The 24,190-nt window shown below is 70.5% G+C and carries 26 protein-coding genes; 15 read left to right on the top strand and 11 right to left on the bottom strand.

What is annotated here, in order from left to right:
* Positions 1 to 63: 63 nt before the first annotated feature.
* Both O7617_RS03595 and O7617_RS03590 read right to left on the bottom strand, forming a co-directional pair.
* Positions 64 to 1,140 (bottom strand): cellulose binding domain-containing protein, encoded by a 1,077-nt coding sequence (locus O7617_RS03595; RefSeq protein ID WP_282261493.1) that lies wholly within the window; start codon positions 1,138 to 1,140, stop codon positions 64 to 66.
* A 149-nt stretch (positions 1,141 to 1,289) separates the two neighbouring features.
* Complete coding sequence (locus O7617_RS03590) at positions 1,290 to 2,708, bottom strand: FAD-dependent oxidoreductase (protein ID WP_282261492.1); 1,419 nt, start codon at positions 2,706 to 2,708, stop codon at positions 1,290 to 1,292.
* A 284-nt stretch (positions 2,709 to 2,992) separates the two neighbouring features.
* Here O7617_RS03590 and O7617_RS03585 point away from each other — a divergent pair, with 284 nt between their 5' ends.
* From O7617_RS03585 to O7617_RS03545, 9 genes are all read left to right on the top strand, one after another.
* Positions 2,993 to 3,370 (top strand): metalloregulator ArsR/SmtB family transcription factor, encoded by a 378-nt coding sequence (locus tag O7617_RS03585; protein ID WP_282261490.1) that lies wholly within the window; start codon positions 2,993 to 2,995, stop codon positions 3,368 to 3,370.
* Positions 3,264 to 3,605 (top strand): helix-turn-helix domain-containing protein, encoded by a 342-nt coding sequence (locus O7617_RS03580; protein WP_282261488.1) that lies wholly within the window; start codon positions 3,264 to 3,266, stop codon positions 3,603 to 3,605. Before O7617_RS03585 ends, O7617_RS03580 begins: the two co-directional genes overlap by 107 nt.
* A gap of 211 nt (positions 3,606 to 3,816) precedes the next feature.
* Positions 3,817 to 4,518, top strand: coding sequence for a helix-turn-helix domain-containing protein (locus O7617_RS03575; RefSeq protein WP_282261487.1), 702 nt, complete (start codon positions 3,817 to 3,819; stop codon positions 4,516 to 4,518).
* Positions 4,511 to 5,173 carry an arsenate reductase ArsC gene (locus O7617_RS03570; RefSeq protein WP_348774170.1) on the top strand — a complete coding sequence of 221 codons (663 nt, stop codon included), beginning with the start codon at positions 4,511 to 4,513 and terminating at the stop codon, positions 5,171 to 5,173. The genes O7617_RS03575 and O7617_RS03570 overlap by 8 nt, the downstream gene beginning before the upstream one ends.
* A gap of 55 nt (positions 5,174 to 5,228) precedes the next feature.
* On the top strand, positions 5,229 to 5,975 hold the full coding sequence (locus O7617_RS03565; protein ID WP_282261486.1) for an MIP/aquaporin family protein: 747 nt from the start codon (positions 5,229 to 5,231) through the stop codon (positions 5,973 to 5,975).
* A gap of 180 nt (positions 5,976 to 6,155) precedes the next feature.
* Complete coding sequence (locus O7617_RS03560) at positions 6,156 to 6,563, top strand: arsenate reductase ArsC (RefSeq protein WP_282261485.1); 408 nt, start codon at positions 6,156 to 6,158, stop codon at positions 6,561 to 6,563.
* 309 nt (positions 6,564 to 6,872) lie between these two features.
* A complete protein-coding gene (locus O7617_RS03555) occupies positions 6,873 to 7,727 on the top strand; it encodes a helix-turn-helix transcriptional regulator (RefSeq protein WP_282261484.1) in 855 nt (284 codons plus the stop codon).
* 64 nt (positions 7,728 to 7,791) lie between these two features.
* A complete protein-coding gene (locus tag O7617_RS03550) occupies positions 7,792 to 8,736 on the top strand; it encodes an NADP-dependent oxidoreductase (protein WP_282261482.1) in 945 nt (314 codons plus the stop codon).
* 57 nt (positions 8,737 to 8,793) lie between these two features.
* Positions 8,794 to 9,294, top strand: a complete 501-nt coding sequence (locus O7617_RS03545) for a cupin domain-containing protein (protein WP_282261481.1) — start codon at positions 8,794 to 8,796, stop codon at positions 9,292 to 9,294.
* Between the two features lie 527 nt (positions 9,295 to 9,821).
* On the opposite strand, the gene O7617_RS03540 is transcribed toward O7617_RS03545, so the two are convergent.
* Positions 9,822 to 10,751 carry an NADP-dependent oxidoreductase gene (locus tag O7617_RS03540; RefSeq protein WP_282261480.1) on the bottom strand — a complete coding sequence of 310 codons (930 nt, stop codon included), beginning with the start codon at positions 10,749 to 10,751 and terminating at the stop codon, positions 9,822 to 9,824.
* A gap of 50 nt (positions 10,752 to 10,801) precedes the next feature.
* Here O7617_RS03540 and O7617_RS03535 point away from each other — a divergent pair, with 50 nt between their 5' ends.
* Positions 10,802 to 11,449: a TetR/AcrR family transcriptional regulator gene (locus tag O7617_RS03535; protein ID WP_282261479.1), complete on the top strand. Its 648-nt coding sequence runs from the start codon at positions 10,802 to 10,804 to the stop codon at positions 11,447 to 11,449.
* 74 nt (positions 11,450 to 11,523) lie between these two features.
* On the opposite strand, the gene O7617_RS03530 is transcribed toward O7617_RS03535, so the two are convergent.
* Both O7617_RS03530 and O7617_RS03525 read right to left on the bottom strand, forming a co-directional pair.
* A complete protein-coding gene (locus O7617_RS03530) occupies positions 11,524 to 11,904 on the bottom strand; it encodes a VOC family protein (RefSeq protein WP_282261478.1) in 381 nt (126 codons plus the stop codon).
* 429 nt (positions 11,905 to 12,333) lie between these two features.
* A complete protein-coding gene (locus tag O7617_RS03525; RefSeq protein WP_282261476.1) occupies positions 12,334 to 12,942 on the bottom strand; it encodes a hypothetical protein in 609 nt (202 codons plus the stop codon).
* An 83-nt stretch (positions 12,943 to 13,025) separates the two neighbouring features.
* Between O7617_RS03525 and O7617_RS03520 the strand changes: the two genes are divergently transcribed.
* The gene (locus tag O7617_RS03520) at positions 13,026 to 13,523 is read left to right on the top strand and encodes an Lrp/AsnC family transcriptional regulator (protein WP_282261474.1); all 498 of its coding nucleotides are present in this window, start codon (positions 13,026 to 13,028) and stop codon (positions 13,521 to 13,523) included.
* Between the two features lie 210 nt (positions 13,524 to 13,733).
* Here the strand turns inward: O7617_RS03520 and O7617_RS03515 are convergent, their stop codons facing one another.
* Both O7617_RS03515 and O7617_RS03510 read right to left on the bottom strand, forming a co-directional pair.
* Positions 13,734 to 13,967 (bottom strand): holin, encoded by a 234-nt coding sequence (locus tag O7617_RS03515; RefSeq protein WP_088990712.1) that lies wholly within the window; start codon positions 13,965 to 13,967, stop codon positions 13,734 to 13,736.
* A 325-nt stretch (positions 13,968 to 14,292) separates the two neighbouring features.
* Positions 14,293 to 15,132: an NAD(P)H-binding protein gene (locus O7617_RS03510; RefSeq protein ID WP_282261472.1), complete on the bottom strand. Its 840-nt coding sequence runs from the start codon at positions 15,130 to 15,132 to the stop codon at positions 14,293 to 14,295.
* A gap of 108 nt (positions 15,133 to 15,240) precedes the next feature.
* On the opposite strand from O7617_RS03510, the gene O7617_RS03505 reads away from it, so the two are divergent.
* Positions 15,241 to 15,633 (top strand): helix-turn-helix domain-containing protein, encoded by a 393-nt coding sequence (locus O7617_RS03505; protein WP_282261471.1) that lies wholly within the window; start codon positions 15,241 to 15,243, stop codon positions 15,631 to 15,633.
* Here O7617_RS03505 and O7617_RS03500 read toward each other — a convergent pair.
* From O7617_RS03500 to O7617_RS03490, 3 genes are all read right to left on the bottom strand, one after another.
* Positions 15,611 to 16,234, bottom strand: coding sequence for a DUF4291 domain-containing protein (locus tag O7617_RS03500; protein ID WP_282261470.1), 624 nt, complete (start codon positions 16,232 to 16,234; stop codon positions 15,611 to 15,613). The genes O7617_RS03505 and O7617_RS03500 overlap by 23 nt on opposite strands.
* 90 nt (positions 16,235 to 16,324) lie before the next feature.
* The gene (locus O7617_RS03495; protein ID WP_282261469.1) at positions 16,325 to 16,825 is read right to left on the bottom strand and encodes a nucleotidyltransferase family protein; all 501 of its coding nucleotides are present in this window, start codon (positions 16,823 to 16,825) and stop codon (positions 16,325 to 16,327) included.
* Positions 16,826 to 16,900: 75 nt separating this feature from the next.
* The gene (locus tag O7617_RS03490; protein WP_282261467.1) at positions 16,901 to 17,758 is read right to left on the bottom strand and encodes a LysR family transcriptional regulator; all 858 of its coding nucleotides are present in this window, start codon (positions 17,756 to 17,758) and stop codon (positions 16,901 to 16,903) included.
* Positions 17,759 to 17,858: 100 nt separating this feature from the next.
* Between O7617_RS03490 and O7617_RS03485 the strand changes: the two genes are divergently transcribed.
* Complete coding sequence (locus O7617_RS03485) at positions 17,859 to 18,737, top strand: NAD(P)H-binding protein (RefSeq protein WP_282261466.1); 879 nt, start codon at positions 17,859 to 17,861, stop codon at positions 18,735 to 18,737.
* Positions 18,738 to 18,924: 187 nt separating this feature from the next.
* Here O7617_RS03485 and O7617_RS03480 read toward each other — a convergent pair whose 3' ends face one another.
* Positions 18,925 to 19,122, bottom strand: coding sequence for a hypothetical protein (locus tag O7617_RS03480; RefSeq protein ID WP_282264944.1), 198 nt, complete (start codon positions 19,120 to 19,122; stop codon positions 18,925 to 18,927).
* A gap of 462 nt (positions 19,123 to 19,584) precedes the next feature.
* Between O7617_RS03480 and O7617_RS33420 the strand changes: the two genes are divergently transcribed.
* Positions 19,585 to 20,076 carry a low temperature requirement protein A gene (locus O7617_RS33420; protein ID WP_348774169.1) on the top strand — a complete coding sequence of 164 codons (492 nt, stop codon included), beginning with the start codon at positions 19,585 to 19,587 and terminating at the stop codon, positions 20,074 to 20,076.
* Between the two features lie 893 nt (positions 20,077 to 20,969).
* Positions 20,970 to 24,155, top strand: a complete 3,186-nt coding sequence (locus O7617_RS03470) for a penicillin acylase family protein (RefSeq protein ID WP_282261465.1) — start codon at positions 20,970 to 20,972, stop codon at positions 24,153 to 24,155.
* The last annotated feature ends 35 nt before the right edge of the window (positions 24,156 to 24,190 follow it).

Raw genomic sequence — 24,190 nt, 5'->3', positions numbered from 1 at the left:
GCTGAGTAACTGGCGGAAGTGTTGCGGGAACGGGGCGACCTCGACGAACGGAGGGCCGAGGCGCTAACGGATGGTGAAGGTCAGCGGGTTCGAGATGCCGAGGCCGCCGTGGGAATCGTGGACCCGCACGGTGAAGGTGGACGATGTGCCGGCCGACAGGGCCGTCTGGAACTGGTAGCGCTGTCCGCTGTCGGTCGGCGTCACGGCCAGCGGGGTCGCGCCGAGGTAGAGCTCCACCCGGCTGACGAGGTCCCCGGGATCGGTGTCGGCGACGTCGGCGACCAGCGTGACGGTCGTCGGCTCGAGGAAGTGGGTCTGCCCACCGGGGGTGCTCAACGCCACCGCCGGCGGGTGGTTGGTGCCGGTGGACGCCGGTGTCACCACCGTGACCAGCATCGGCGGCGCAGCGCCGGACAGCGACTGGTCGGTGCCGGCGGAGACGTACAGCACGAAGGTGGTGCTGGTGCCGGGCTCCCCGATCGGTGGTGTCCACAGCGCCTCGTACCTGTCACCGGTCGTCCTCACCCCCCGGGCCACCGTGACGCCGTCCACCCGGAACGACACCGAGGTGATGCTGTGTCCGCCTCCCACGGTCGCGGTCGCCGCCAGCGGGACGGTTCCCGGCGTGGTGTACACCGCGCCGGCGGTCGGGCTGAGCCAGGTGACGATCGCCGGGTAGTCAGCGACCGGCGGTGTGGTCGTCCGGGTCGGCGTCACGCTGGGCAGGACGCCGCCGGTGCACGTGACGCCGTTGAGCGTGAACGACGCCGGTATGGGGTTGCTGCCCGACCATGCGCCAACGAAACCGATGTTCGCGGAGCCATTGGTGCCCAGGGTCGCGTTCCAACCCAGATTGGTCGCGCTGACCTGCTGGCCCGCCTGTGCCCAGGTGGCGCTCCAGGTTTGCGTGAGCCGCTGGTCGACTGCCGGGAACGCGAACCGCAGCGTCCACCCGTTGACCAGGTCACCCAAGTTGGTGACCGCGATGTCGGCGTGGAAGCCACCGGTCCACTGGCTGGTGACGACGTAGTTCACCCGACACCCGGCCGCCGCGTTCGCCGCACTGGCGTGTGCGATCGCGGCCATCATCGCGACCATGGCAGCAGCGATGGCGGCCACAGCAGTCAGCGACTTCCGCATGGCACACCTCGCCGCAGATAGTTGAACGTCTATGAATATGTCGACTGTCCTGCCGCTCCGCCTTCCTGTCAAGGCACGCACGGCGACGATCCGCCACCGGTGGTGCCCGCCGACGGCGGTGTCGGCGGGCACCGTGATGGTGGTGGGCATCAGCTGGCGCAGCAGCCGCCGGTCTGCGTGTCGGCGGGTGCGGCGTCGAGGGTGAGCAGGGTCAGCGGCGCGGTGAGAAGCCCGCCGGAGATGCCGGTGGCCAAGCCCCGTCCGGAGGTCTGGGCGGTCGGGGCCGGGGCGCAGCAGCTGGCGCTGGTCGCGGAGTCCTCCGGGTTGCTGTTGCACACGCCGGTCTCGGGTAGGTCGAGTTGCACGTCGCGGGCGGCGCTCCAGTCGCCGGCGAGGGCGGCGACGACGGAGCGGACCTGCTCGTAGCCGGTGGCCATGAGGAACGTTGGGGCCCGACCGTAGGACTTCATGCCGACGGCGTAGTAGCCGGGCTCGGGGTGGGTGAGCTCGTTGACGCCGTGTGGGGGCACGGTGCCGCAGGAGTGCTCGTTGGGGTCGATCAGCGGCGCTAGGGCGCGGGTGGCGCCCATGATCGGGTCCAGGTCCAGGCGCAGCTCGGCGGCGATCGAGTGGTCGGGCCGGAAGCCGGTCGCCGCGACGATCCGGTCCACGGAGATGGATTCTTCGCTGCCGTCGGTGTGGCGGACTACCACGCTGACCCGGCCGTCGGTGGGGGTGAGGGCGTGCACGGCGAAGCCGGTGAGCAGGCGGATCCGGCCGGCGTCGACGTGCGCGCGTAGCCGGGAGCCGAGCGCGCCGCGTGCCGGGAGGGCGTCGGCGTCTCCGCCGCCGTAGGTGCGCGCCGGTGAGGTGGAGCGGATCGCCCAGGTCACCTCGGTGCCCGGCGTGGACTTGGCCAACTCGGCCAGGGAGAGCAGGGTGTTGGCGGCGGAGTGACCAGCGCCGACGACGAGGGTGTGCCGACCGGCGAAGCGGTCCCGGTCGACGCCGAGGACATCGGGCAGGGCGTGCTCCAGATGCCCGGCCACCTCGCGTTCACCGCGAGCGGGCAGTCCGGAGGCGCCGAGGACGTTCGGGGTGCCCCAGGTGCCGGAGGCGTCGATGACCGCGCGGGCGAGCACCTCCTGGCCGTCGACGAGGCAGATCAGGAACGGGGTGGTGTCGCGGCCGGCGGTGCGCAGCCGGTCCAGCCCGAGGCGGCTGATCGCCTCAACGCGGGCACCGTAGCGCAGGTGCGGCTTGAGCTGCGGCAGCTCCGCCAGCGGCTGGAGGTAGTCGCCGGCCAGCTCCGCCCCGGTGGGCAGGGCTTCCAGGTCCGGTGCGACCCACCCAGCCTCGTCGAGGAGCCGGCGGGCGGCGGAGTCGATGTTGTACCGCCAGGGGGAGAAGACCCGGACATGTCCCCACTGCCGCACCGCGGCGGCGGGGATGTCGCCGGCCTCCAGGACGAGGAACGGCAGGTCACGCTCGTGTAGGTGCGCGGCGGCGGCCAGGCCGACCGGGCCGGCGCCGATCACCACGACGGGCAGGCCATCCAGGGTGCTCATCAGGTATCTCCTCTGTGTCGAGACCTTGCGAATCAACAGGCAGACGAAGGCCGTGCGTCAGGGTCGAGGGTTGATCAGGTGATGACAGGGCGGCGGCAGCCTCGAGATGTCTGGCGAACCCGCCCGCCGTCGTGGGGCTGGTCTGGGAGTTCTCACCGCCTTCGCCTGATCTTCTGCCCTGCGTTGTGCTGTGTTGAGCAGTACTCTTCCCCCTGCGAAGCTTGTCTTGACGTCTGTCTAATCAGAGAGTTGCACGCTGATTAGACACCTGTCAACCTAGAGGAATGTCAAAGCAGGCCGCGTCGCTTCCCGTCATCGACCTCAGCGCCGACACGCCGTGCTGCCCGCCGTTGGCGCAGAGCCGGGTGCCGGCGCAGACCGCCGCAGTGCTCGCGCCGGCGTTCAAGGCGCTCGGCGATCCGGTGCGGCTGCAACTGTTGTCGATGATCGCCTCCGCGCAGGGCGGGGAGGCGTGCGTCTGCGACCTGACTCCGGCGTTCGACCTGAGCGGGCCGACGATCTCGCATCACCTCAAGGTGCTGCGCGAGGCCGGCCTTGTCGACGCCGAACGCCGCGGCACCTGGGTGTATTACCGGGCCCGGCCGGCCATCCTGCGCCAGCTCGCCGGACTGCTCAGCGTCGAGCCGACCGCCGTCGCGTGAGCCGCGCCAGCGGATCATGATGCTGTTCGCCCAGGGCGCCGAGTTGTCCGTCGGGCACGTCGCCGAGCGCGTCGGGATCAGTCAGGCGACCGCCTCGCAACAGTTGAACCTGCTGCGCCGGGGGCGGGTCGTGACCTCGCGGCGCGACGGCAAGACGGTCTACTACCGGGCGGACCGCGACGGCGCGCAGGCGGCGCTGGCCGAACTGCAGTCCTATCTCAACACCTGCTGCTGACCCGATTCGCTCCGACGGGCGAACACCCTCCGATCGGCCAACCATCACCGGCGGCCAACTGCCCCACGAAGGGCGGCGCCACCCCGGATCGTCAGGTGAGTCCGGCCCGACGCTGGTCAGCCCCATCGGCCGGGCCGCCCCGCGCACCGCCAGGTAGCTCTCAGTTGCCCCTGCTTGACACTCGCTGCTTATCTCAGCAACTATTGAGTCAATGATTACTGAGCTTGCTTCCCTGCAGGGGCGCGCCCGGATCCACGCCGCGCTCGGTGACCCGGCGCGCCTGGCGATCGTGGACGCGCTCACCCTCGGCGACGCGTCCCCGGGTGAGATCGCCCACGACCTTCAGATGCCCACGAACCTCATCGCTCACCACGTCAAGGTCCTCACCGAAGCCGGCCTGGTTACTCGGGACCGCTCCGAGGGCGACCGGCGCCGCACCTACCTGCGGCTGCGGCCCGAGGCCCTCGCCGCGCTGAACCCGGCACCGCTGACCGGGGTGCGGCGGGTCGTGTTCGTCTGCACCCGCAACTCGGCCCGCTCGCAACTGGCCGCCGCCCTCTGGTCCGATCGCACCCACACTGCGGCGGCGTCCGCGGGAACGAAACCCGCCCCGCGGGTCCATCCGCGTGCCGTCGCCGTGGCCCACCGCCACGGGTTGGCACTGAACCCGAACGCCACCTCGCACGTCGCTGACGTCGTACGCGACGACGACCTTGTCATCGCGGTCTGCGACAACGCCCACGAGGAACTCACGGGCCCGGTACGGCCCCGGCTGCACTGGTCGGTGCCCGACCCGGTCCGCCTCGACACTGACGACGCGTTCGAGACCGCGTTCGCCGACCTCGCCGCCCGTGTCGAGCGCGTCGCCCCCGTCATCAATCCCGCCATGGATCCGGGAGAGCACCGTGACTGACACCAGCCCTCACCGGCTTCAGGAGATCTCCGTCGACCAGCAGGTCGCCCTGCGCACTGCGGCCACCCGCCTCGCCGCCGAATTCGCCGGCATCTACGGCGCCGAGACCATCGAAGCGTTCCTGCGCTCCAGCTACGACCAGTTCGCCACCACTGGCAGCATCCCCAACTACCTGCCGCTGCTCGCCGAGCGGTTCGCCCGCCAGCGCCTGCGCGCGCTCGCCCGGGTCGAGGGTCACCACCGCGACGGCCGCCCGGTGGTGGTGTTCCTGTGCACGCACAACGTCGGCCGGTCCCAGATGGCGTTGGGCTTCTTCACCCACCTCGCCGGCGACAACGCGGTGGCGTGGTCCGGGGGGAGTGAGCCTGGCATCGAGGTCGATCCCGCGGCGAGCGCGGCGATGACCGAGCGCGGCATCGACATCACCGACGAGTTCCCCAAGCCCTGGACCGACGAGGTGATCGGCGCCGCCGACGTCGTGGTCACCATGGGCTGCGGCGACGCCTGCCCGGTCTTCCCCGGCACCCGTTATGAGAACTGGGACCTCGACGACCCCGCCGACCGAAGCCTGGCCGACGTCCGGCCGATCCGCGACGAGATCGAACGCCGCGTCCGCCGTCTTCTCGACGAGCTCCACGTTCCCGTTACCCGATAGACCCGCCGGGCCGACATCGGCTCGCACCGCTACCGCACTGGGAGAGAACACACTGATGACCATCGCACTCTGGCGGCGCCTGCTGGCCGAGTTCCTCGGGACCGCCCTGCTGGTCACCGCCGTGGTGGGCTCCGGCATCATGGCCACCACCCTCTCCCCGAACGACGTCGGACTGCAGTTGCTGGAGAACTCGGTCGCCACCGCGTTCGCCCTCGGCGCGCTGATCCTGATCTTCGGGCCGGTCTCCGGCGCCCATTTCAACCCGGTGGTCTCCGCCGCCGACTGGTTCCTCGGCCGCCGCGCCGGCACGGGTCTGACCGGCCGGGACCTCGGCGGGTACGTCGCCGCCCAGGTCGCCGGGGCGATCGCCGGGTCGGTGCTGGCGAACCTGATGTTCGACCTCGCCGCGGTCGACTTCTCCGCCAAGGACCGGGCCGCCGGTCACCTGTGGCTCGGTGAGGTCGTCGCCACCACCGGCCTGATCCTGCTCATCTTCGCCCTGGCCCGCTCCGGCCGCGCCGCCGTCGCACCGGCCGCCGTCGGCGCGTACATCGGGGCGGCGTACTGGTTCACCTCGTCCACGTCGTTCGCCAACCCGGCCGTGACGATCGGCCGCGCGTTCACCGACACCTTCGCCGGGATCGCCCCCACCTCCGTCCCCGGCTTCGTCATCGCCCAACTCGTCGGCCTCGCCGTGGGCATCGGCCTGCTGGCCACCCTCTACCCCGACGCCGGCAAGGCCGGCGACCAGGTCGTCGTTCCCGCTGACGACCGCGACCCGGCACTCGATCACCGCCCATGACCGTCACCGATGAGCACCGTCGCGGAGACCGGCCCCGCCGGGAGTTCCTCAACCCGGCTCGTCACGTGGCCAGTACCGGCTGCTCGACCGCAACAGCGACCCCGAGAGTTCCCGGCCCTCGAATCTCGACGAGGCGGCGGCCAACCGGCGCCGCGAACCGCACTGCCAGAAAGGCTCCTGATGTCCGACAAGCCCAGCGTCCTGTTCGTGTGCGTCCACAACGCCGGTCGCTCCCAGATGGCCGCCGGTTGGCTGCGCCACCTCGGCGGTGACGCCGTCGAGGTCCGCTCTGCCGGCTCCGCCCCGGCCGACACCGTCAACCCCGCCGCCGTGCAGGCCATGCGGGAAGTCGGCATCGACATCACCGACCAGACCCCGAAACTGCTGGAGTACGCGACTGCGGAATCCTCCGACGTCATCGTGACGATGGGCTGCGGGGACGCCTGCCCGGTCTTCCCCGGCAAGCGTTACGAGGACTGGAAGCTCGACGACCCGGCCGGCAAGGACGTCGAGTCCGTCCGCCCGATCCGCGACGACATCCGCACCCGGGTGGAGAAGCTCCTCACCGAGCTGCGCCTGAGCGCCTGACGCCACCCTCGCCGCCGCCCGCCGGGCCGGCTACCGGCGGGCGGTTCCACCCCTTCGAGCAGGAGCCCTTCGTATCCGACCCGCACCCGCTGATCATCATCGGCTCCGGACCTGCCGGCTACACCGCCGCCGTCTACGCCGCCCGCGCCAACCTCGGACCCCTGGTGCAGGTCGGCGAAGTGGTCACCGCGCCCGGAGTGCTCACCGACGCTGTGCCCGGCTGACCGGGCGACAGCGTCCGCCGGCTGGCACTACCCGCCGTGACCGCCGCCACCCGCGCCGACTACCTCTGCAGGGCACACTTGGGCCGTGGAACGTCACGAGTTCGGTGCCGCCGTGCGCCAGTTGCGGGAGGGCACCGCCCCGGAGAAGGTCGGCCTGCCGGTCGGCCGTCGACGGACGCGAGGGTTGCGGCGGGAGGAGCTCGGCGAGCTGGCCGGGATGTCCGCGGACTACGTACGCCGGTTGGAGCAGGGGCGCAGCCATCCGTCCGCCGGGGTGGTGAACGCGATCGCCCGCGCCTTACGAACCGGGCGGGCCGAGTACGAGCGGCTCTGCGCGCTGGCCGGGTACGCCGCTGCGGACGGGCAGGTGCCGACCGAGGTCGGTCCGGGTGCGATGCGGCTGCTCGAGCGGTTCACCGACACTCCGATGTTCGTCTCCGACGCGGCGATGAACCTGGTCGCCGTGAACGGAGCCTTCCTGGCCCTCGGGCACTGGGAACTCACCGGGGAGCCGTGGGAGTGGAACATCGCCTGGCGGTCGTTCTGCGATCCCTTCGACGGCTTCAAGCAGTCCGCGGCCGACGCGACCGATCATGAGGCGGTCCTGGTCGCCCGGCTGAGGAGCGCGCAGTTGCGCTACCCCGCCGACGTGTCGCTCGCCGCGCTGGTGGACGAGCTGCGGAGTCGGAGCCGCCGGTTCGACGACCTGTGGCGGGTGCCACGACCGGTGGCGGCCCACGAGAGCAGTGCCGCGTTCATCCATCCGGACGCCGGCGCGGTCACGCTGGTCGGCAGCATGCTCGCCATCCCGGGCGACGATCTGGCAGCGCTGATGCTCACCGCGGCGCCCGGCTCGGCCGATGCGGCGCGTCTCGCCGAGATCGTCGACGCTGCCGGCGAACCGACCATCCTCAGGGTGGGCCAAGCCGGCCCAGGTTAACCACGCCGGCTCCTGCCAGATTGGGAGACGTCCCCAGCGACGCCCAACGGAAGCAGGTTCAGCAATGAAGGCAGTGCGTTTTCACGAGTTCGGCGGTCCCGAGGTCCTGCGCTTCGAGGATGTCGACCGGCCCACCCCTGGTGCCGGTCAGGTCCGGATCCGGGTCGCCGCGACCTCGTTCAACGGTGTCGACGGCAACATCCGGGCCGGTTTCATGCAGGGACCGATCCCGGTCGAGCTGCCGCACACTCCCGGCCTCGACGTCGCCGGCACGGTCGACGCGCTGGGTGATGGCGTGGACGACGTCGCGGTCGGCGACCGGGTCGTGGGCTTCCTGCCGATGACGGGGGTCGGAGCGTCCGCGGAGTATGTGATCGCGCCGGCGGAGATCCTGACCGGGGCACCCGGGAACATCCCGTTGGCCGACGCGGCGGCGCTCCCGCTGGTGGGCCTGACCGCGTGGCAGGCGCTGTTCGACCACGGCAAGCTGACCGCCGGTCAGCGGGTGCTGATCAACGGCGCCGGCGGAGCGGTCGGCGGGTACGCCGTGCAGCTGGCCAAGGAGGTCGGCGCCCGAGTGATCGCCACGGCCAGCCCCCGCAGCGCCGACCGGGTCAGGACCGCTGGCGCGGACGAGGTGATCGACCACACCACCACCGACGTGACCGCAGCGGTGACCGAGCCGGTCGACCTGGTCCTCAACCTCGCGCCGGTCACCCCGGACCAGTTGGCTGCGCTGGTCACCCTGATCCGGGACGGGGGCACCCTGGTCAACACCACCGTCTGGATGCCCGCCCCGTCCGACGAGGGGCGCGGCGTACGCGGCATCGACCTGTTCGTGCGCAGCGACGCCGATCAGCTCGCCGACCTGGTCGCCCGCGTCGGCACCGGTGAGCTGCGTGTCGAGGTCGGCCAGCGGGTGCCGCTGGCCGATCTGCCGGCCCTGCACGCGCGGGCCGCCGAGGGTGAGTTGCCGGGCAAGACCGTCGTCCTCGCGCCCACGGCCTGAACCACTTCCGGAACGAGGACCTCACGTACGCGACGAAACTTCGAAGGAGAAACCAGGATGATCCCCGACGACGACCCGTCCCGCTCGCTGACCGTGGCCGACCCCGACGACCCTGGTACGACGTACATCTCGTTGGTGGGCAATACCTACGGCATGTTGATCACCGGCGAGCAGACCAACGGTAGGTATTGCCTGATCGACATGCGTGTCCCCGACGGCGGCGGGCCGCCGCCGCACCGGCACGACTTCGAGGAGATGTTCACGATCCTGGAGGGCGAGATCGAGTTCACCTTCCGGGGTGAGCAGCACACCGTACGGGCTGGCTCCACGATCAACATCCCGGCCAACGCGCCGCACCACTTCCGCAACGTCTCGGGAGCACCGGCCCGGATGCTCTGCATGTGCACCCCGGCCGGGCAGGACGAGTACTTCATGAGGATCGGTGACGTCGTCGCGGGCGGGGACGCGCCGCCGCCGCAGCTGACACCGGACGAGTTGGCGGAACGCCGCCGCCGCGCGGCGGAACTGGCCTCGACGTACCGCAGCGAATTCCTCTGAATTCCGGGCCGGCACCTGGAAATGCGCGGAGGTCGATGGCTGACTCCCTGCCCTCGGCAGCAGCTTCCGGCTCGGAGGGCCCGGTCCATTCGCCGGGCCCTCCGGTACGCCTGCTCATCCGACCGGCGGGCTGGACACCGCTGCGAGATCGCCGTCGTCTTCAGCGGTCAGCTGGCGGTCAGGTGGTGAGCGCGGAGCAGGCGGTGGCGATTGCGGGCGGCAGGCCGGTGTCACCGCAGTCGAGTCCCGCATGGGCGCGGCCCACGAACTGCCAGGCCCCGGTCACCTGCCGGAGGAAGAGTTGGGGTTCGGCGAGGACGCGGTTGCCGGCCGGTGCACTCGGCCGACGTGGTCGGGAGACCCAGGATGCGGTCGAGCGGGGGCGATCACATCGAGGAGGATCGTCCTGGCGGACAGTGTAGACACCTGCACACTCGGTCTACTGTCACGTCGCTCTCGCCTGCAAAGCGGATGCCGTCCGGGTGGGCGCGGGGCGGGTCAGGTGGACAGACGGCCGGGCGAGCGCCCTACGGCTTCAGCACGATCTTGCCCCGCGCGTGGCGGGACTCACTCAACTCATGGGCGGCCTTCGCCTCGTTCAGAGAGAACACGGCGGCGACCGGCACTGTGAAACGACTCCGCTGGGCGAGTTCGCCGGCGGCAGCGATTCCTTCGAGGGCCGGTGTGTCCGCGCCGGGGCCAGAGCCGCGGGACAGGTGCACGCCGTAGTCCGTTGCATTGATGTCGGCGATGCTCACCACCCTGTCCGGGCTCGCGACCAGGCCGACCAGGTCGGGCAGAGAACCAGAGCCGGCACAGTCGAGTGCGACATCCACCCCGCTGGGCAGCAGAGTGTGGACCCGCTCGGCCAGTCGGGGGCCGTAGGTGGTCGGGATCGCCCCGATCGAGGCGAGCAACTCATGGTTGCGCTCGCTGGCCGTGCCGATGACTGCCGCGCCGCGAGCGACCGCGAGCTGGATCGCGGTCGTCCCGACTCCACCGGCCGCGCCCTCGATCAACAGCGTAGTGCCTTCCTTGACGCCCAGCCGGTCGAGTACTCGGGTGGCCGTTTCGATGTTGCCCGCCGCGCCGCCGGCCTGCTCCCAGGTCAGGGCGGCCGGCTTCGGTGCCCAGGCGGCCAAGACGGCGTATTCGGCGTTCGCTCCGCCCATCTGGGCGTAGTCCGTTATCCCGAAGACCTCATCGCCCACCCGAGCGGTGGTCACCCCGTCGCCGACCTCGTCCACCACGCCGGCGGCGTCGACACCGGGCACGTGCGGCAGGCGGAGCGGAATCCACTCCTTGAATTGGCCGGCGCGGACGTATGTGTCGGCCGGATTGACACCCGAGGCCCGAACCACCACCCGTATCCGGCCGGGTCCGGCGTGCGGTTCCGGTGCTTCCGAAACCTCAAGAACACTCGCGGGACCGTACTTGGAGAATTGCAAAGCCCTCATGCAGGCGGACGCTAACGCACGCCGCCGTCCGCCTGGCTAAAGTGAGAGCCGTGACCGATCGTTTGCCTCACACTCTCCGCTCCGACGCCCTGAACAACCGCGAGCGCATCCTCGAGGCCGCCCGCGCGGTCTTCGCCGTGGACGGTCTGGATGTGCCCATGCGGGAGGTCGCCCGGCGCGCCGGGGTTGCGCCTGCCACCCTGTACCGCCGATTTCCGACCAAGGAGATACTGGTCACCGAGGCATTCGCGGAGCAGATGAACGCGTGTCACGCCGTCGTCGACGAGGGCCTTGCCGATCTGGATCCATGGCACGGTTTCTGTCTCGTGATCGAGAAGATGTGTGAATTGCACGCACATGATCGAGGTTTCACCGCAGCTCTCGTCTCGGCCTTTCCCAATGCGGTTGATTTCGAGGCACGCCGTGAATACGCGCTCAAAGCGATCGACGAACTGGCCCGCCGCGCCAAGGGAACGGGCCGCCTGCGCCCCGACTTCGTCCTGGACGACGTCCTTCTCGTGCTCATGGCCAACAGCGGTATCCACGCGACCTCGCCGACTACCCAGGTCACCGCCTCCCGGCGCTTCGCCGCACTCGCCATCTCGGCATTCCAAGCCTCCCCGGATGTCACGCCGCTCCCACCCGTGGTGCGGTTGGCGCCCCCGGCATCGGTATCCGGGCGCCGCCAGGTGGGCTAGGCCCTCGTCTCGCTCTCGGAGACCACCTGCCGGAGATCGCCGCTCACGTACCTGAAGGTGATTTCACCCGGCCGTCAGAGTGGGTCGATGCGGCGCCTGAGCAGGCAGAACTCGTTGCCTTCCGGATCGGCGAGAACGTGCCAGGACGCATCCGCGGGCTGGCCGATGTCGACGAGTTCGGCCCCGGCGGCCAGGAGGCGCTCAAGCTCGGCGTCCTGATCGCGGTCGGTGGGGTTGACGTCGATGTGCAGCCGGGCATGCCCGTTCTTCGGCTCGTCGTCGCGGATGAGGAAGAGCGTCGGCTGCGGGCCGCCGAACCCTTCGCGCGGACCGATCTCGATGTAGACGCCCTCTTCGCGATCAAGCTCTACGAAGCCCAGGACCTCGCGCCAGAATCGCGCCAGAACCTCGGGGTCGTGGCACTTGAGCACGAGCTCACCGATACGGCATGCCATTGACGAAACCTGCTCTCAGTATGGGAACAGCCGGGGCGGCCCGCATCCGGATCTCAGGGGCTCCCGGCAGTGACAACAAGCCCGCGACCATATCGCGCGTGGGTAGCGGGGCTGGACGAGGGTGCCCGTCGGGCTGAGCCCCGGCGGTCGTCAGCCTTCGCGCTGATCCCTCTCCGCCCAGAGGAGATCGCGGTCAAGGTCGAACGCGGCACAGCCGCGCTCATCGACGTGCTCGACCGTGGCGGCGTCACCGAATTGCTGGAGCCGCGCCGGCCCCCGTACGCCGGACGGTTCGGCCTGAACGTGCCGACCAGGATCACCTGGCGGCTTCCTGCCGCGATCGACGGGCCGAAGCGCGCTAGATCAGCTGGTGGACACGTATCGCGCACCCGCCGACCTGCTCGCCGTCGTGTTCGTGGCGTTGCATCGTCAGCGTTGCTCCACGATGGCGGGCCTGACGGTGCGTGACTCGCGGTGCACGCGGGTGCGGGCCAGCATAAGCAGGCTGGCGATCACTCCGGTGCAACCGAGCACGGTCAGCCGCGGATCTGACTCGGCCAGTCCGTAACCGCCCCAGCAGCCCAGCTCGCCGAGGGTGAGCAGCCAGGTTCCGCGGGAGATGCCGGTGGGTCGATGGGTTCGGTACGCGGTCCATACCGATGGCGTCACCTGAAGCACGAACGACAGGGTCAGCGCCGTACCGAGCCCGGCCGTGCCAGTCACCGCCCAGGCCACGGCGAGCAGGCCGGTCCAGCCTGTCACGATCGCGACTGGGCGGCGCCCGACGCCACCCGGGAGCAGTTGCACGGCGAGGACACCGGCGAGCACGGTCGCGGAAATCGACGGTACCAGCGCGATCCACATGCCGTTGAGCGCGAAGTACGCGGTCCACGCGCCGTTGTTGACGCTGGTCATAGCTGCCCAGGACCACGAGACACCGGCCACGTTGCGGGTTCGCCACACGCCGAGCAGTTGGGGCAGGAACTGCGGTACGCCGAAGACCCCCGCAGCGATCGGTAAGGCATCGATGAGCTCCATGCCTTGCGAGATTATGCCGATTGGGTCGTCACCTTCTGTCAATCTCTCGCGGTCACCGGTGGTCCAGTGAAAGGATCGTTCGCATGGACGACATCGATCGACAGATCCTTGCCGAGCTGCAGGTCGCGGGCCGGTTGACAGTTACCGAACTGGCCGACCGCGTCCGGCTCAGCGCGGGACCGTGTCACCGCCGGCTGCGCGAGCTGGAGCGGGTCAAGGTGATCACGGGGTATCGCGCGGTGGTGGACCCCGCCGCCGTTGGCCTCGGCTTCGAGGTCCTCGTCAACGTGACGATGGAGCGCGAGGATTCGACGACTATTCGTGAGTTCGAGACCGCACTGGTGGAGGTCCCGGAGGTACGGCACGCAGAGCGGCTGTTCGGGGATCCGGACTACCTGCTCCGCGTAGCCACGAAGGACCTCGCCGGATTTGCGGCGCTGCGTGACGAGAAGCTCGCGGCGCTGCCAGGGGTGCAGCGGCTCACGTCGACGATCGTGATGAAGCGGATCGTCGAGGACCGGCCTCTGCCGGTCGGCCGGGGCACGGGTACGCCGCGCACCCGGTCCCGCGGCCGGCAGTGAAGCACTGACTGACGGGCCGCCTCTCGCGGCACAGGACGCCGGCTGAGTCAGCCGCCGCCATGCGAGTGTCCGGGGCCGGCGTAGTCGCGAGCGTGGAGGCGGGTGTGACTGTCGAGCGCGGGGACAAGCGGGGTCACCCCGGTCCGCCAGTCGCGCTCGCCCCCGCCGGCCGGAGTCAGCGGGGGCGCATCTGTTCGCAGCATCGCGAAGCTACTGCTCGGCACCGACGAGGCTGGGCGAGTCGCCCTCCCCGGACACCTTCGCACTCACCAGTGAGGTGAGCACCGACAGCACCGCCGCACCGGAGGCGATGCCCCCGGCCGCTGCCCAGTCCGCCTGCCACGCGTTGAACACGACGTCGGCGCCCCAGTAGAGGAGCAGACCCTGCGCGGCGCTCTTCACCGCCCGCTCGGCGGTGGCCTTCCAGAACTTCGTGGTGAACATCTCGGTACCTCCAGGGGTAGGCTCATCGAACGGTCCATATCTCAAGAATGCCTGGTCAGAGCCGATTAGTGCTTGCCGTGCTGTCCGGGTGATCGTGGTCGTGGCCCTCCAGGCGCAACGGCTGCCCGAGCAGTGGATCGTCGACGCCGTGGCGGGCGGACCACACTGCGGCCTGCCCGTTCCGGCAGACGCTGCTGGTCTGCCTACCGCACCAGGCCGAGGGCAAGTAGCGATGAGGCAGCAACCTCGTGGTCCAGCCGGGCTGGCTACTGTGGCCGTCCGGCCATCAGGCGGAGGTGCCGTTCCGACAGTGCGGCGCGGCGCGTCAGCGGAAGGCGTTGATGTTGCGCGTCGCCCAGGCGGCGAAGGGGCGTGGTGACCGACCCAGGACCTCTGCGACGTCGGGGCTGATCCGTTGTTCGGCTTCGGTCGGCGCACCGAGGATCGCCAGCGTGCCCTCGACAACCGGGGGCGGCATGAACCGCATCATCTGTTCGCGGGCTTCGTCGGGCGTCTGGTCCAGGAAGCCGATCGGCTCACCGAGCGCGGCGGCGAGGTCGGCGACCCGTTCGCGTGGCGTGCTCAGGGCCGGGCCGGTCAGTTCGTAGGTGCGGCCGTCGTGCGAGTGGTCGAGCAGGGCGGCGGCCGCCACCTCGGCGATGTCGGCCGGGTCGACCACGGGCAGACCGACGTCCCCGAACGGTGCGGCGACCATCCGTTCTCTCCGGACCGGTTCCGCCCAGGCGAAGGCGTTGGAGGCGAAACCGCCCGGGCGCAGGATCGTCCAGCCGAGGTTGGATCGGCGGACGAGGTCCTCGATGGCGCGCAGCGGTGCGTGTGACGGCGAGTCCGGCCGTGTGACGACCGCCTGCGAGGACTGCAGCACGATGCGCTTCACGCCACCGGCTGCGGCGACCCGCAGGATCTCGCGCATGTCGAGATGGGCCCCGGCGCCCTCCACGAGCAGGTACAGCGCCTCAGCGCCGGCGAGCGCGGGCCGCAGGCTTTCCGGCCGTTCGAGGTCCGCGCGGCGGTGAAGAATCCCGTCTGGCAGGTCGATCGGGCGTCGTCCCCGCGATACCGCCGTCACAGCGGAACCCGAGGCTGCGAGAGTCGACGAGAGGGTACTGCCGACGTTTCCGGTGGCTCCTACCACGACAAACATGTTTGCGTCTCCAGTCCGGCCGCGTCGTTTGCGCGGCTGCCGGGAACGCTAGTAGCGTCGACATAGTAGGTACCTAGAGGATAGTAGTGGGTATGTGACGGAGGGCACGTGCAGCAATCGGCGGATCCTGAGCTGGCGTGCCCGGTCGCGCCGGTCGTCGACATCGTGTTCAGCCGGTGGACCACACCGATCCTGTGGGCTCTGCACGAATACGGTCGGCAGCGCTTCGTGGAGCTGGAACGCCGGCTGACCAGCATCACGCCCAAGGTGCTCACGCAGCGGCTCCGCCAACTCGAGCGCGACGGCCTTGTGACGCGCACCTACCACGCCGAGGTGCCCCCTCGAGTGGAGTACGAGATCACCGAGTTGGGTGCCAGCCTCGGCCCACTCTTCGCGCACCTGGCCACCTGGGCCGACGCCAGCCTCGGAGAGGTGGAACGAGCGCGGCGAGCCTACGATGCCGGGCACCGGAACCTGATCACGGAGGCAGTGTCCCGGTGATGTCCGGGCTGGCGTTGATGCTGGCGACGATCGGGGCTGGCAGCGGGTAGGCGTGTTCGGCAGGCAGGTGAGCCGCCGCCTGCTGTTCGTCGCCGCTACGCAGAAGGTCCCGGACGCGGTGCACGATGGGGGTGATGTCCGTGACGGACACCGTCCAGTCGTCGACGTACCGATCGACTGCCTCGCCGGACAACCCGACCTGTAGCGACCGGTACGGTAGTGCGGTGAGCTGCAGTGATCGTTCCGGATCCCACTGAATCCGTACGGGGCTGGTCTTCAACTGCCGTGACCAGGCTGCCTTGTCGCCGTGCAGGTCCCGGTCGTAGTGGCTCAGGCAGGCTCGCGCCAGCGCCCACTCGAATCCCTCCCGCGTGATGTCGATGGACAGCACACGCTCCTGTCCTGGCTTGGTGGCCCAGCCGCAGCGGTACATCATCCACAGGAACGAAGGTTTGATCCACGTCATCCGATCGCGCTTGAAGGGGGCCACGAAACGGCTGGCTGCCACCGCAGGCAGCGCGATCTGCGTGGAGTACGCCTGGTAGACGGTGATGGTGTCGGCCGAGTATCGGCCGCGGACCTGACGGGTGGGTACGGACACAGCTTGATCGTCACCGATCGGGACTCGACCGCTCAACCGGGATTCCGCCTAGGCGGCCCCGAGCCGAAAGAGTCTGTGGCTGTACGAGCTCTAGATTTCCAGCCGCAGCCCGGCCCACCGGTCGAGCCATCCTTTGGCCTGCACGCGGTGCCGTACCGTTGCGCGCCCCGCTGCGTCGTCGAAGGCCGGCGAGGGACGGACGACCATCCCCACCAGGTCGGTCAGGCCGTGGCAGGACACCAGGCGGATGGAGTCGCCCCGGAGGGTCACCGCGACACACGTCGCCGTCTCCGGCCAGCGGGATATGGCGTCCAGGGTGGAGGTGTAGGGCTGGTCGCCGTTGCGCAGATGCATTCGCGCCTGGTTGCGAATCTCCCACGGCACCTCGGGCAGGGCCGCTGTGGCTCGGGCTTCGGCACGGCTGTCCTCGCGGGGGTCCAGCCTCTCCGGGTCGAAGTAGGCGACATCCACGTCGCGCTCCGGCGAGACGGGGCGGCCGCTGATCGCGTCCCAGACGCGGTTGCGGACGAAGCCGGCGCCGATCCACCAGTCCGGTAGCCCCAGGTCGGCCGCAGCCCGAAGGACTTCCATCGCTTGCGGGTCGGACTCGATTACGCCCGTGACGTCCTGCGCACTCGTGACCATCTTCGTCCTTCGACGCACGCCTCAGCCGCGCAGCAGCTGCTTCTCGGGTGCTTCGGCGACCTGGCGGGCCACGCGCACGAAGGCCGCCACCGCGGGCGAGCGTGACTCGGCCGGCCAGGCCACCTTCAGCGTCACCGGATCGAGTTCCGGTACGGGCCGGAAGGCGGTGCCGGGCCGTGAGTACCGCCGAGCCACCCAATCCGGCAGGAACCATACGGCGGTGCCCACCTCGACCAGGTTGAAGATCTGCGCGAGGTCCAGCGGTCGCCGGTTGCCCACCATGCGGGCCTCCTCGGCCGGTGACCCGTCCGGGAGCCGTCGGCCGGTCAGATCGGCAAGTCGGATGGTCGTCCGCGCGGCCAGCGGGTCGGCGGCCGGCAGCGCCACCACGCTCGGCCCGGTCAGCAACAGCTCGCTGTCCAGCCCGTCTTCGTCTTCGAGCGCCGGGATGAGCGCCACGTCGGCACGCCCGTCGCGCAGCGCCGGCACCTGCTCGCCTCGCCCACCGAGCAGCAGTTCGACAGGCATGACGTCGTACGCCTCCAGGATCAGCGGCAGCAGCCCGCCGTCGTAGTCGGCCTTGAGTGCCAGCCGGAGGGCCGGTGTCTCCTGGCCGGCCCGGCGGGCCCGGCGCTGGGCGGCGCCGATCGCGTCCAGCGCCACCCTGGCGTCGGCCAGCAGGGTCTCGCCGGCCGGGGTCAACGCCACCTGCCGCGTGGTGCGGATCAGAAGCTGCACCCCGAGCTGCCGTTCCAGGTTGCGGATGGCGCGCGACAGCGGCGGCTGGGCCATCCCGAGCCGGTCGGCGGCCCGGCCGAAGTGCCGCTCCTCGGCGACCGCCACGAAGTAGCGGAGCTGCCGCGTCTCCAGATCACTCATATCGCCACGGTATCAATCCAGAGGGAGATGGTCTTTCCGCTTCGCAGCGGATCCGCGTTGACTGGGTACGTCAGTTTCCCCATGAACAGGGATGAAAGCCATGATTGTGGTAACCGCTCCGACCGGCAACATCGGCGGCCGTCTGGTCCAGGATCTGCTCGAAGCCGGCGCGCCGGTGCGGGTGGTGGCCCGTGACCCGGCGCGGCTGGCACCGGGCGTCGTCGAGCGGGTCGAGGTCGTCCGGGGTTCGCACGGTGATCCGGCCGTCGTGGCCGAGGCGTTCGCCGGTGCCTCCGCCGTCTTCTGGCTGGTGTTGGCCGACCCGCGGTCGACGAGCCTGGACGAGGCGTACTCCGGCTTCACCCGACCGGTGCTCGACGCGCTGGCCGCCGTCCCGCGGGTGGTCGGCATCTCGGCGCTGGGCCGTGGCACGCCGATGGCCGGCCGGGCCGGGCATGTCACCGCGACGCTCGCGATGGACGACCTGATCGCCGCGACCGGCGTGCCGTACCGGGCTCTGACCATGCCGTCCTTCATGGACAACGTGCTGTGGCAGCTCGCCCCGATCACCCGACAGGGCGTCCTGTACGGCACCACGGCGCCGGAGCTGTCCGCGCCCACCGTCGCCACCACTGACATCGCCGCGGTGGCCGCCCGCCTGCTACGCGACGACACGTGGACCGGCTTCGAGGAGGTACCTGTCCTCGGCCCGGAGGATCTCACCCAGAACGAGATGGCCGCCGTCATCGCCGACGTGCTCGGCCGTCCCGTCCGCTACCAGCAGGTCCCCGGTGAGGCATACCGGGAGGACATGCTGCGGGCCGGCCGCTCCGAGGCCATCGCGCAGGGCCTGCTCGACATGGCCGTGGCCAAGAACGAGGGCCTGGACAACGGAGTGACCCGCACCTCCGAGTGGAGCACGCCGACCACCTTCCGCCAGTGGTGCCTCGACGTGCTGAAGCCCGCTGCCGACGCCTGACAGGCGGCCCCGGCCAGGCCGGCCGCGGCGTCGCGGTGAGCGATGCCACGGCCGGTCGTCGTGTCAGTTCGTCGATCACGGCCCGTGCGCAGGCAACCGGTGGCGGCGTCGTGGTCAACCCCGACGACGACCGGACGGAGTCCGCCCCGCACCCGTTCCACACTCGGGGAGTCGAGAGCCTGCGTCCTCAAGTGTCCGTCTTGTCCGTGCGCGGCGCGGCGAGGTGGTACGACTGCTTCAGCGACAAGGCGACGAAGCGGGCGAAGCAGTGGCGACGAACAGAGTGGTCAATCCGCTGCGCAGGCGCGAGAGTCCGCAGCAGCCGACTTTTCTGGAACTGTTCTTCGATCTCGTGTTCGTCTTCGCGCTCACCCGGGTCGTGCACGAGTTGGTGTTGGACTACACCAGACCACCTCGCTCGCGGAGAACGGCGAGACCCTGCTGCTGTTGCTGGCCGTCTGGTGGATCTGGACCCAGACGGCATGGATGACCAGCAGATTCGATCCGTTCCGGCCCCCGGTCCAGTTCGTCGTCCTGTCGACGATGTTCGGGAGCCTGCTCCTGGCGGTCGCGATTTCGGGGGCTCTCGCCGAGACCGGCCTGCTCTTCGCGAGCACGTACGTCGCGATACAGGTGGGCCGCAGCCTCTTCCTCGTGGCCATCGTGCGGGGTCACGAGCTTCGCGGCGTCTACCTGCTGGCGCTCGTGTGGTTCGGCGCGTCTGCCGTGCCGTGGCTCGCCGGCGCCTTCGCGCCCGAGCTGACGCGTAATTCGCTCTGGACGCTGGCTCGTCGCGCTCGGCGAGACGATCCTGACGTCCGGGTCGAGTCTTCTCCGCGGTCCGATCGTGACCGAACGAATAGTGGCTCTCACCCTGTCGTTCCTCACCACGGTGATGCTGTGGCGAATCTACTTCTACCGAGCCGGCCAGATCCTGGGGGAGGCCGTCGCGGCGTCCGCCGACCCAGGCCGGCTCGGCCGGTTGGCCGAGTCCTCGCATCTGCTCATGGTGGCCGGCATCCTCGCCACCTCGGCCGGCTCCGAACTCGTCCTCATAGATCCACTCGGTGACGCCAAACGCGCCTGGGTCGGGGCGATCCTCGGCGGGCCCGCGCTCTACCTCGCCGGGCGCTCCGTCTTCGAGTACGTGGCCTTCGCCCGGGTGTCCTGGCCACGGCCGGTCGGGATCCTGGTCCTCGCGGCCATGGCGCCGGTGATGGTGGGCCTGCCGCCGGTGTGGGTCGCCGCCGCGGCTGTCACCGTCCTGCTCGGCGTCGCCGTCTCGGACACGATCCGAGTTCACGGACGCCCCCTGGAGCAGGCGTCTCCGCCCCGCTGAGGCGTTTCCCGCGGCGTCGACCACACCGGTCCGCAGCCGGCAGCGAACCCGGGCCCGCCGAGGCGGCACGGTCACCGGGTTCGACCGGCCGCCGTCGAGCGGGCCCGCCGCGCTGCCCGCGAGCACGTCGCGGTCATCACCAGCGTCGGCATCGATTCCGGGTACGCACCCGGGCGATCACCTCCGTCGCCGGTAGCGGAACGGTCCTTCCCGCGTCATCAGCGACCGCGTCCGGACCGCCGCCTGATGCAGCCCAGGATGGGGCCAGCGTGCCCCTCGCCGGAGCGAAGGCCAACGGCCCGAGTAACCGCCGCAGTGGGTCGGGCGGACGTGCGGTGCCGGGAGGCGGACGTGGACGGGTTCGCCGACGGCGATGACGCGGAACGTGCGGCCACCGATGCCGCCGGCGCAGTGGACGCAGCCGAGGGCGAGCAGGGGAGGCCGCGTACGCGCGACGGGCCAGGGCAGTGCGACATGAGGACGCGTAGACATGATCTCTCCAAGAACCTGACGGAAGGCACGGCAAAGGGGCCGACGGCGACGTCGGCGACCCGTGCGCGGGGGACGTGTCAGGTCTAGAGAGCGGGCGGCACGCGGGATGAGTCCTCTCGTGGGTGCGGCGAACCTCTTGCACGGTAGGCCGGAACGGGTCGGCGAGGCCATCCGTTTCGGCGCGGCACCGAGGCGGTCGTGAGCGAAAGGCGGCGAAACGTCGGCATTGGCGCGTGGTGAACGACGGGTATCCCGGGCGGCGGTTCTGCGCCGATCATTGCCCGAGATCGATATGAGTCATTCTCACCTCCGGGTGGAACGCCCGGGCGCGGAGGGCGAGACGTCGGCACCGCAGCCGGGCGAGACCGAACGGCCCGACTCCGCGTCCCCGGAGGATCGCCATGCCCCGTACCGCTCTCCGTAACCGGCTCGCGGCGTTCACCGCCGCCACCCTGACCGCGAGCGTCCTGACGGTCATCGCGCCGTCACCCGCGCCGGCCGCCACCACGTTCGCCGCCGACGACTACTGCGTCGGTCAGTGCGCCGACATCCTGCCCCCCGGGCAGAACGGCAACGCCACGCTCGTCGCCATCCTGGCGCACCAGGCCCTCGGCACCCGCCCGGCGCACTCCAGCGACCAACTCGACGAGTACGCGAACCTGGTCTACAACTACGCCGGGCTGACCGACGAGCAGATCGCCCACTTCTACAACGACGCCTCGTTCGGGGTACCGGCCGCGCAGGTCGAGAGCACCGTCTCGCCACGCGCGGACGTCACCATCGTGCGGGACAAGGCCACCGGCGTCCCGCACATCACCGGCACCACCCGCGCCGGCACCATGTTCGGCGCCGGCTACGCCGGAGCCCAGGACCGGCTCTGGGTGATGGACCTGCTGCGGCACGTCGGTCGCGGCAACGTCAGCTCGTTCGCCGGTGGAGCGCCCGGCAACCGGGAGCTGGAGCAGAGCGTCTGGGCCAACTCGCCGTACACCGAGGCGGACCTGCAGGCCCAGGTGGACGCGCTGCGCACCAAGGGCGCCCGGGGCCAGCAGCTCTACACCGACGTGGTCGACTACATCGCCGGCATCAACGCCTACATCGACAAGTCGATCGCCGAGGACAACTACCCGGGTGAGTACGTGCTCGCCGGGGCGGGCAAGCCGAAGCACTTCACCATGACCGACCTCATCGCCACCGCCGGTGTGATCGGCGGCCTCTTCGGCGGGGGCGGCGGCAGCGAGATGCAGTCCGCGCTGGTCCGGGTCGCCGCCCGAGCCAAGTACGGCGCCACCGAGGGCGACCGGGTGTGGGCGGCGTTCCGGTCGCAGAACGACCCGGAGACCGTGCTCACCCTGCACGACGGGCAGAGCTTCCCGTACGGGGCGACGCCGCCGGGCGCGACCAGCGCGGTGCTCCCCGACGCCGGAACGGTGGTCGCCGAACCCCTCGCCTACGACCAGACCGGCGGAGCCGCCGCCCGCACCGGCGCCAGCACCGCCACCAAGGAACTGCTCGGCGGCCTGTCCAACCTGCGCGCGCACGGCATGTCCAACGCGGTGGTGGTCTCCGGGCGACACACCACCACCGGCAACCCGGTCGCCGTGTTCGGGCCGCAGACCGGCTACTTCGCGCCGCAACTGCTCATGCTCCAGGAGTTGCAGGGCCCGGGCATCAGCGCGCGTGGCGCCGCCTTCGCCGGGCTGAACCTCTACGTGCTGCTCGGGCGCGGCCAGGACTACGCGTGGAGCGCCACCTCCGCCTCGCAGGACCTCACCGACACGTACGCGGTGCCGCTGTGCACCACCGACGGCAGCGCCCCGACGTTGCGCACCAACAGCTACCGCTACCACGGGCAGTGCCTCGCCATGGAGGCGCTGGAGCAGCGCAACTCCTGGTCGCCGACGCTCGCCGACTCCACCCCGGCCGGGTCGTACACGCTGCGCGCGCTGCGCACCAAGTACGGGCTGGTCGCCTATCGGGGCCTGGTGAACGGGCAGCCGACCGCGTTCACCAAGCTGCGCTCCACCTACCGGCACGAGGCCGACTCGGCGATCGGCTTCCAGGCGTACAACGACCCGTCGGCGATGGGCAGCGCGGCGGCCTTCCAGGCGTCCGCGGCCGACGTCGGGTACGCGTTCAACTGGTTCTACGTCAACTCGACCGAGGCGGCGTACTACAACTCCGGCTCGAACCCGGTCCGCCCCGCCACCGCCGACCCGAACCTGCCCACGAAGGCCGAACCCGCGTACGAGTGGGTCGGCTGGAACCCGGACACCAACGACGCCACGTACACGCCGTCGTCGGCGCATCCGCAGTCGGTCGACCAGGACTACTACGTCAGCTGGAACAACAAGCAGGCGCGGGACTTCGGGGCGGCCGACGGCAACTTCAGCTTCGGCTCCGTACACCGGGGTCAGCTTCTCGACGGGCCGGTGCGCGCCGCGATCGCCCAGCGTAAGCTCGGCCGCGCCGACGTCGTCAAGATCGTGGCGGATGCGGCGGTGACCGACCTGCGTGGCCAGCAGGTCCTCGGCGACCTGCTGCGGGTGCTGGACAGCACGTCGGTCACCGACCCGGCGCTGGCCGACGCGGTGGGCAAGCTGCGGGCCTGGCAGCAGGCCGGCGCCCGCCGCGTGGAGACGTCCCCCGGTTCCAAGGTCTACCAGCACGCCGACGCCATCCGGATCTTCGACGCCTGGTGGCCGCTGCTGGCCTCCGCGCAGTTCCGCCCCGGCCTCGGGCCGGACCTCTACGCCGCGCTGGTCGACGCCATGCAGGTGAACGAGGCGCCGTCGGGCGGCCAGAACGGCGGGCGCGACGGCACCGCGAACTGGGCGTTGCAGGGTCAGGCGCACAAGGGCTCGTCGTTCCAGCACGGCTGGTGGGGCTACGTCGACAAGGACCTGCGCACCGTGCTCGGCGACCCGGTGGCCGGCGGCCTGGGCCGCTCGTACTGCGGCAACGGCAACCTCGGCGCGTGCCGACAGGCCCTGCTCGACACGCTCGGACAGGCCGCCGCGGTGCCCCGCACCACCGTCTACCCGGGCGACAAGTCCTGCTCCGCCGGTGACCAGTGGTGCGCCGACTCGATCGCCCACTCCGGGCTCGGCGGCATCACCCACCCGGTGATCGCCTGGCAGAACCGCCCCACCTACCAGCAGGTCGTCTCGTTCCCGGCGCGCCGGGGCGACGACGTCACCAACCTGGCCCGGGGCCGCCCGGCCACCGCGTCGAGCACCCAGTTCCTGACCGGGCACACCCCGGACAAGGCCGTCGACGGCAGCTTGAGCAGCCGGTGGGCCAGCAGCTACAACGACAACCAGTGGCTCCGGGTCGACCTCGGCGCGGCCCGCACCGTCAGTCGGGCGGTGTTGCGCTGGGAGGCGGCCTACGGCACCTCGTACCGCATCGAGGTCTCCGGCGACGGCAGCTCCTGGACCCCGGTGTTCAGCACCACGACCGGCAACGGCGGCGTCGACAACGCCACCTTCGCGCCGGTCACCGCCCGCTACGTGCGGGTGTACGGAGTCAAGCGGGCCACCTCGTACGGGTTCTCGCTGTACGAGTTCGAGCTGTACGGGCGGTGAGCGCACCCGGAGGGTCGGCGGGCAACGCTCGTCGG

Origin of the sequence: Micromonospora sp. WMMD1155 (genome assembly GCF_029581275.1) — a bacterium.
Taxonomy (GTDB): domain Bacteria; phylum Actinomycetota; class Actinomycetes; order Mycobacteriales; family Micromonosporaceae; genus Micromonospora.
The sequence above is the reverse complement of the archived record's forward strand: the minus strand, read 5'-3'. Positions and strand labels throughout refer to the sequence as shown.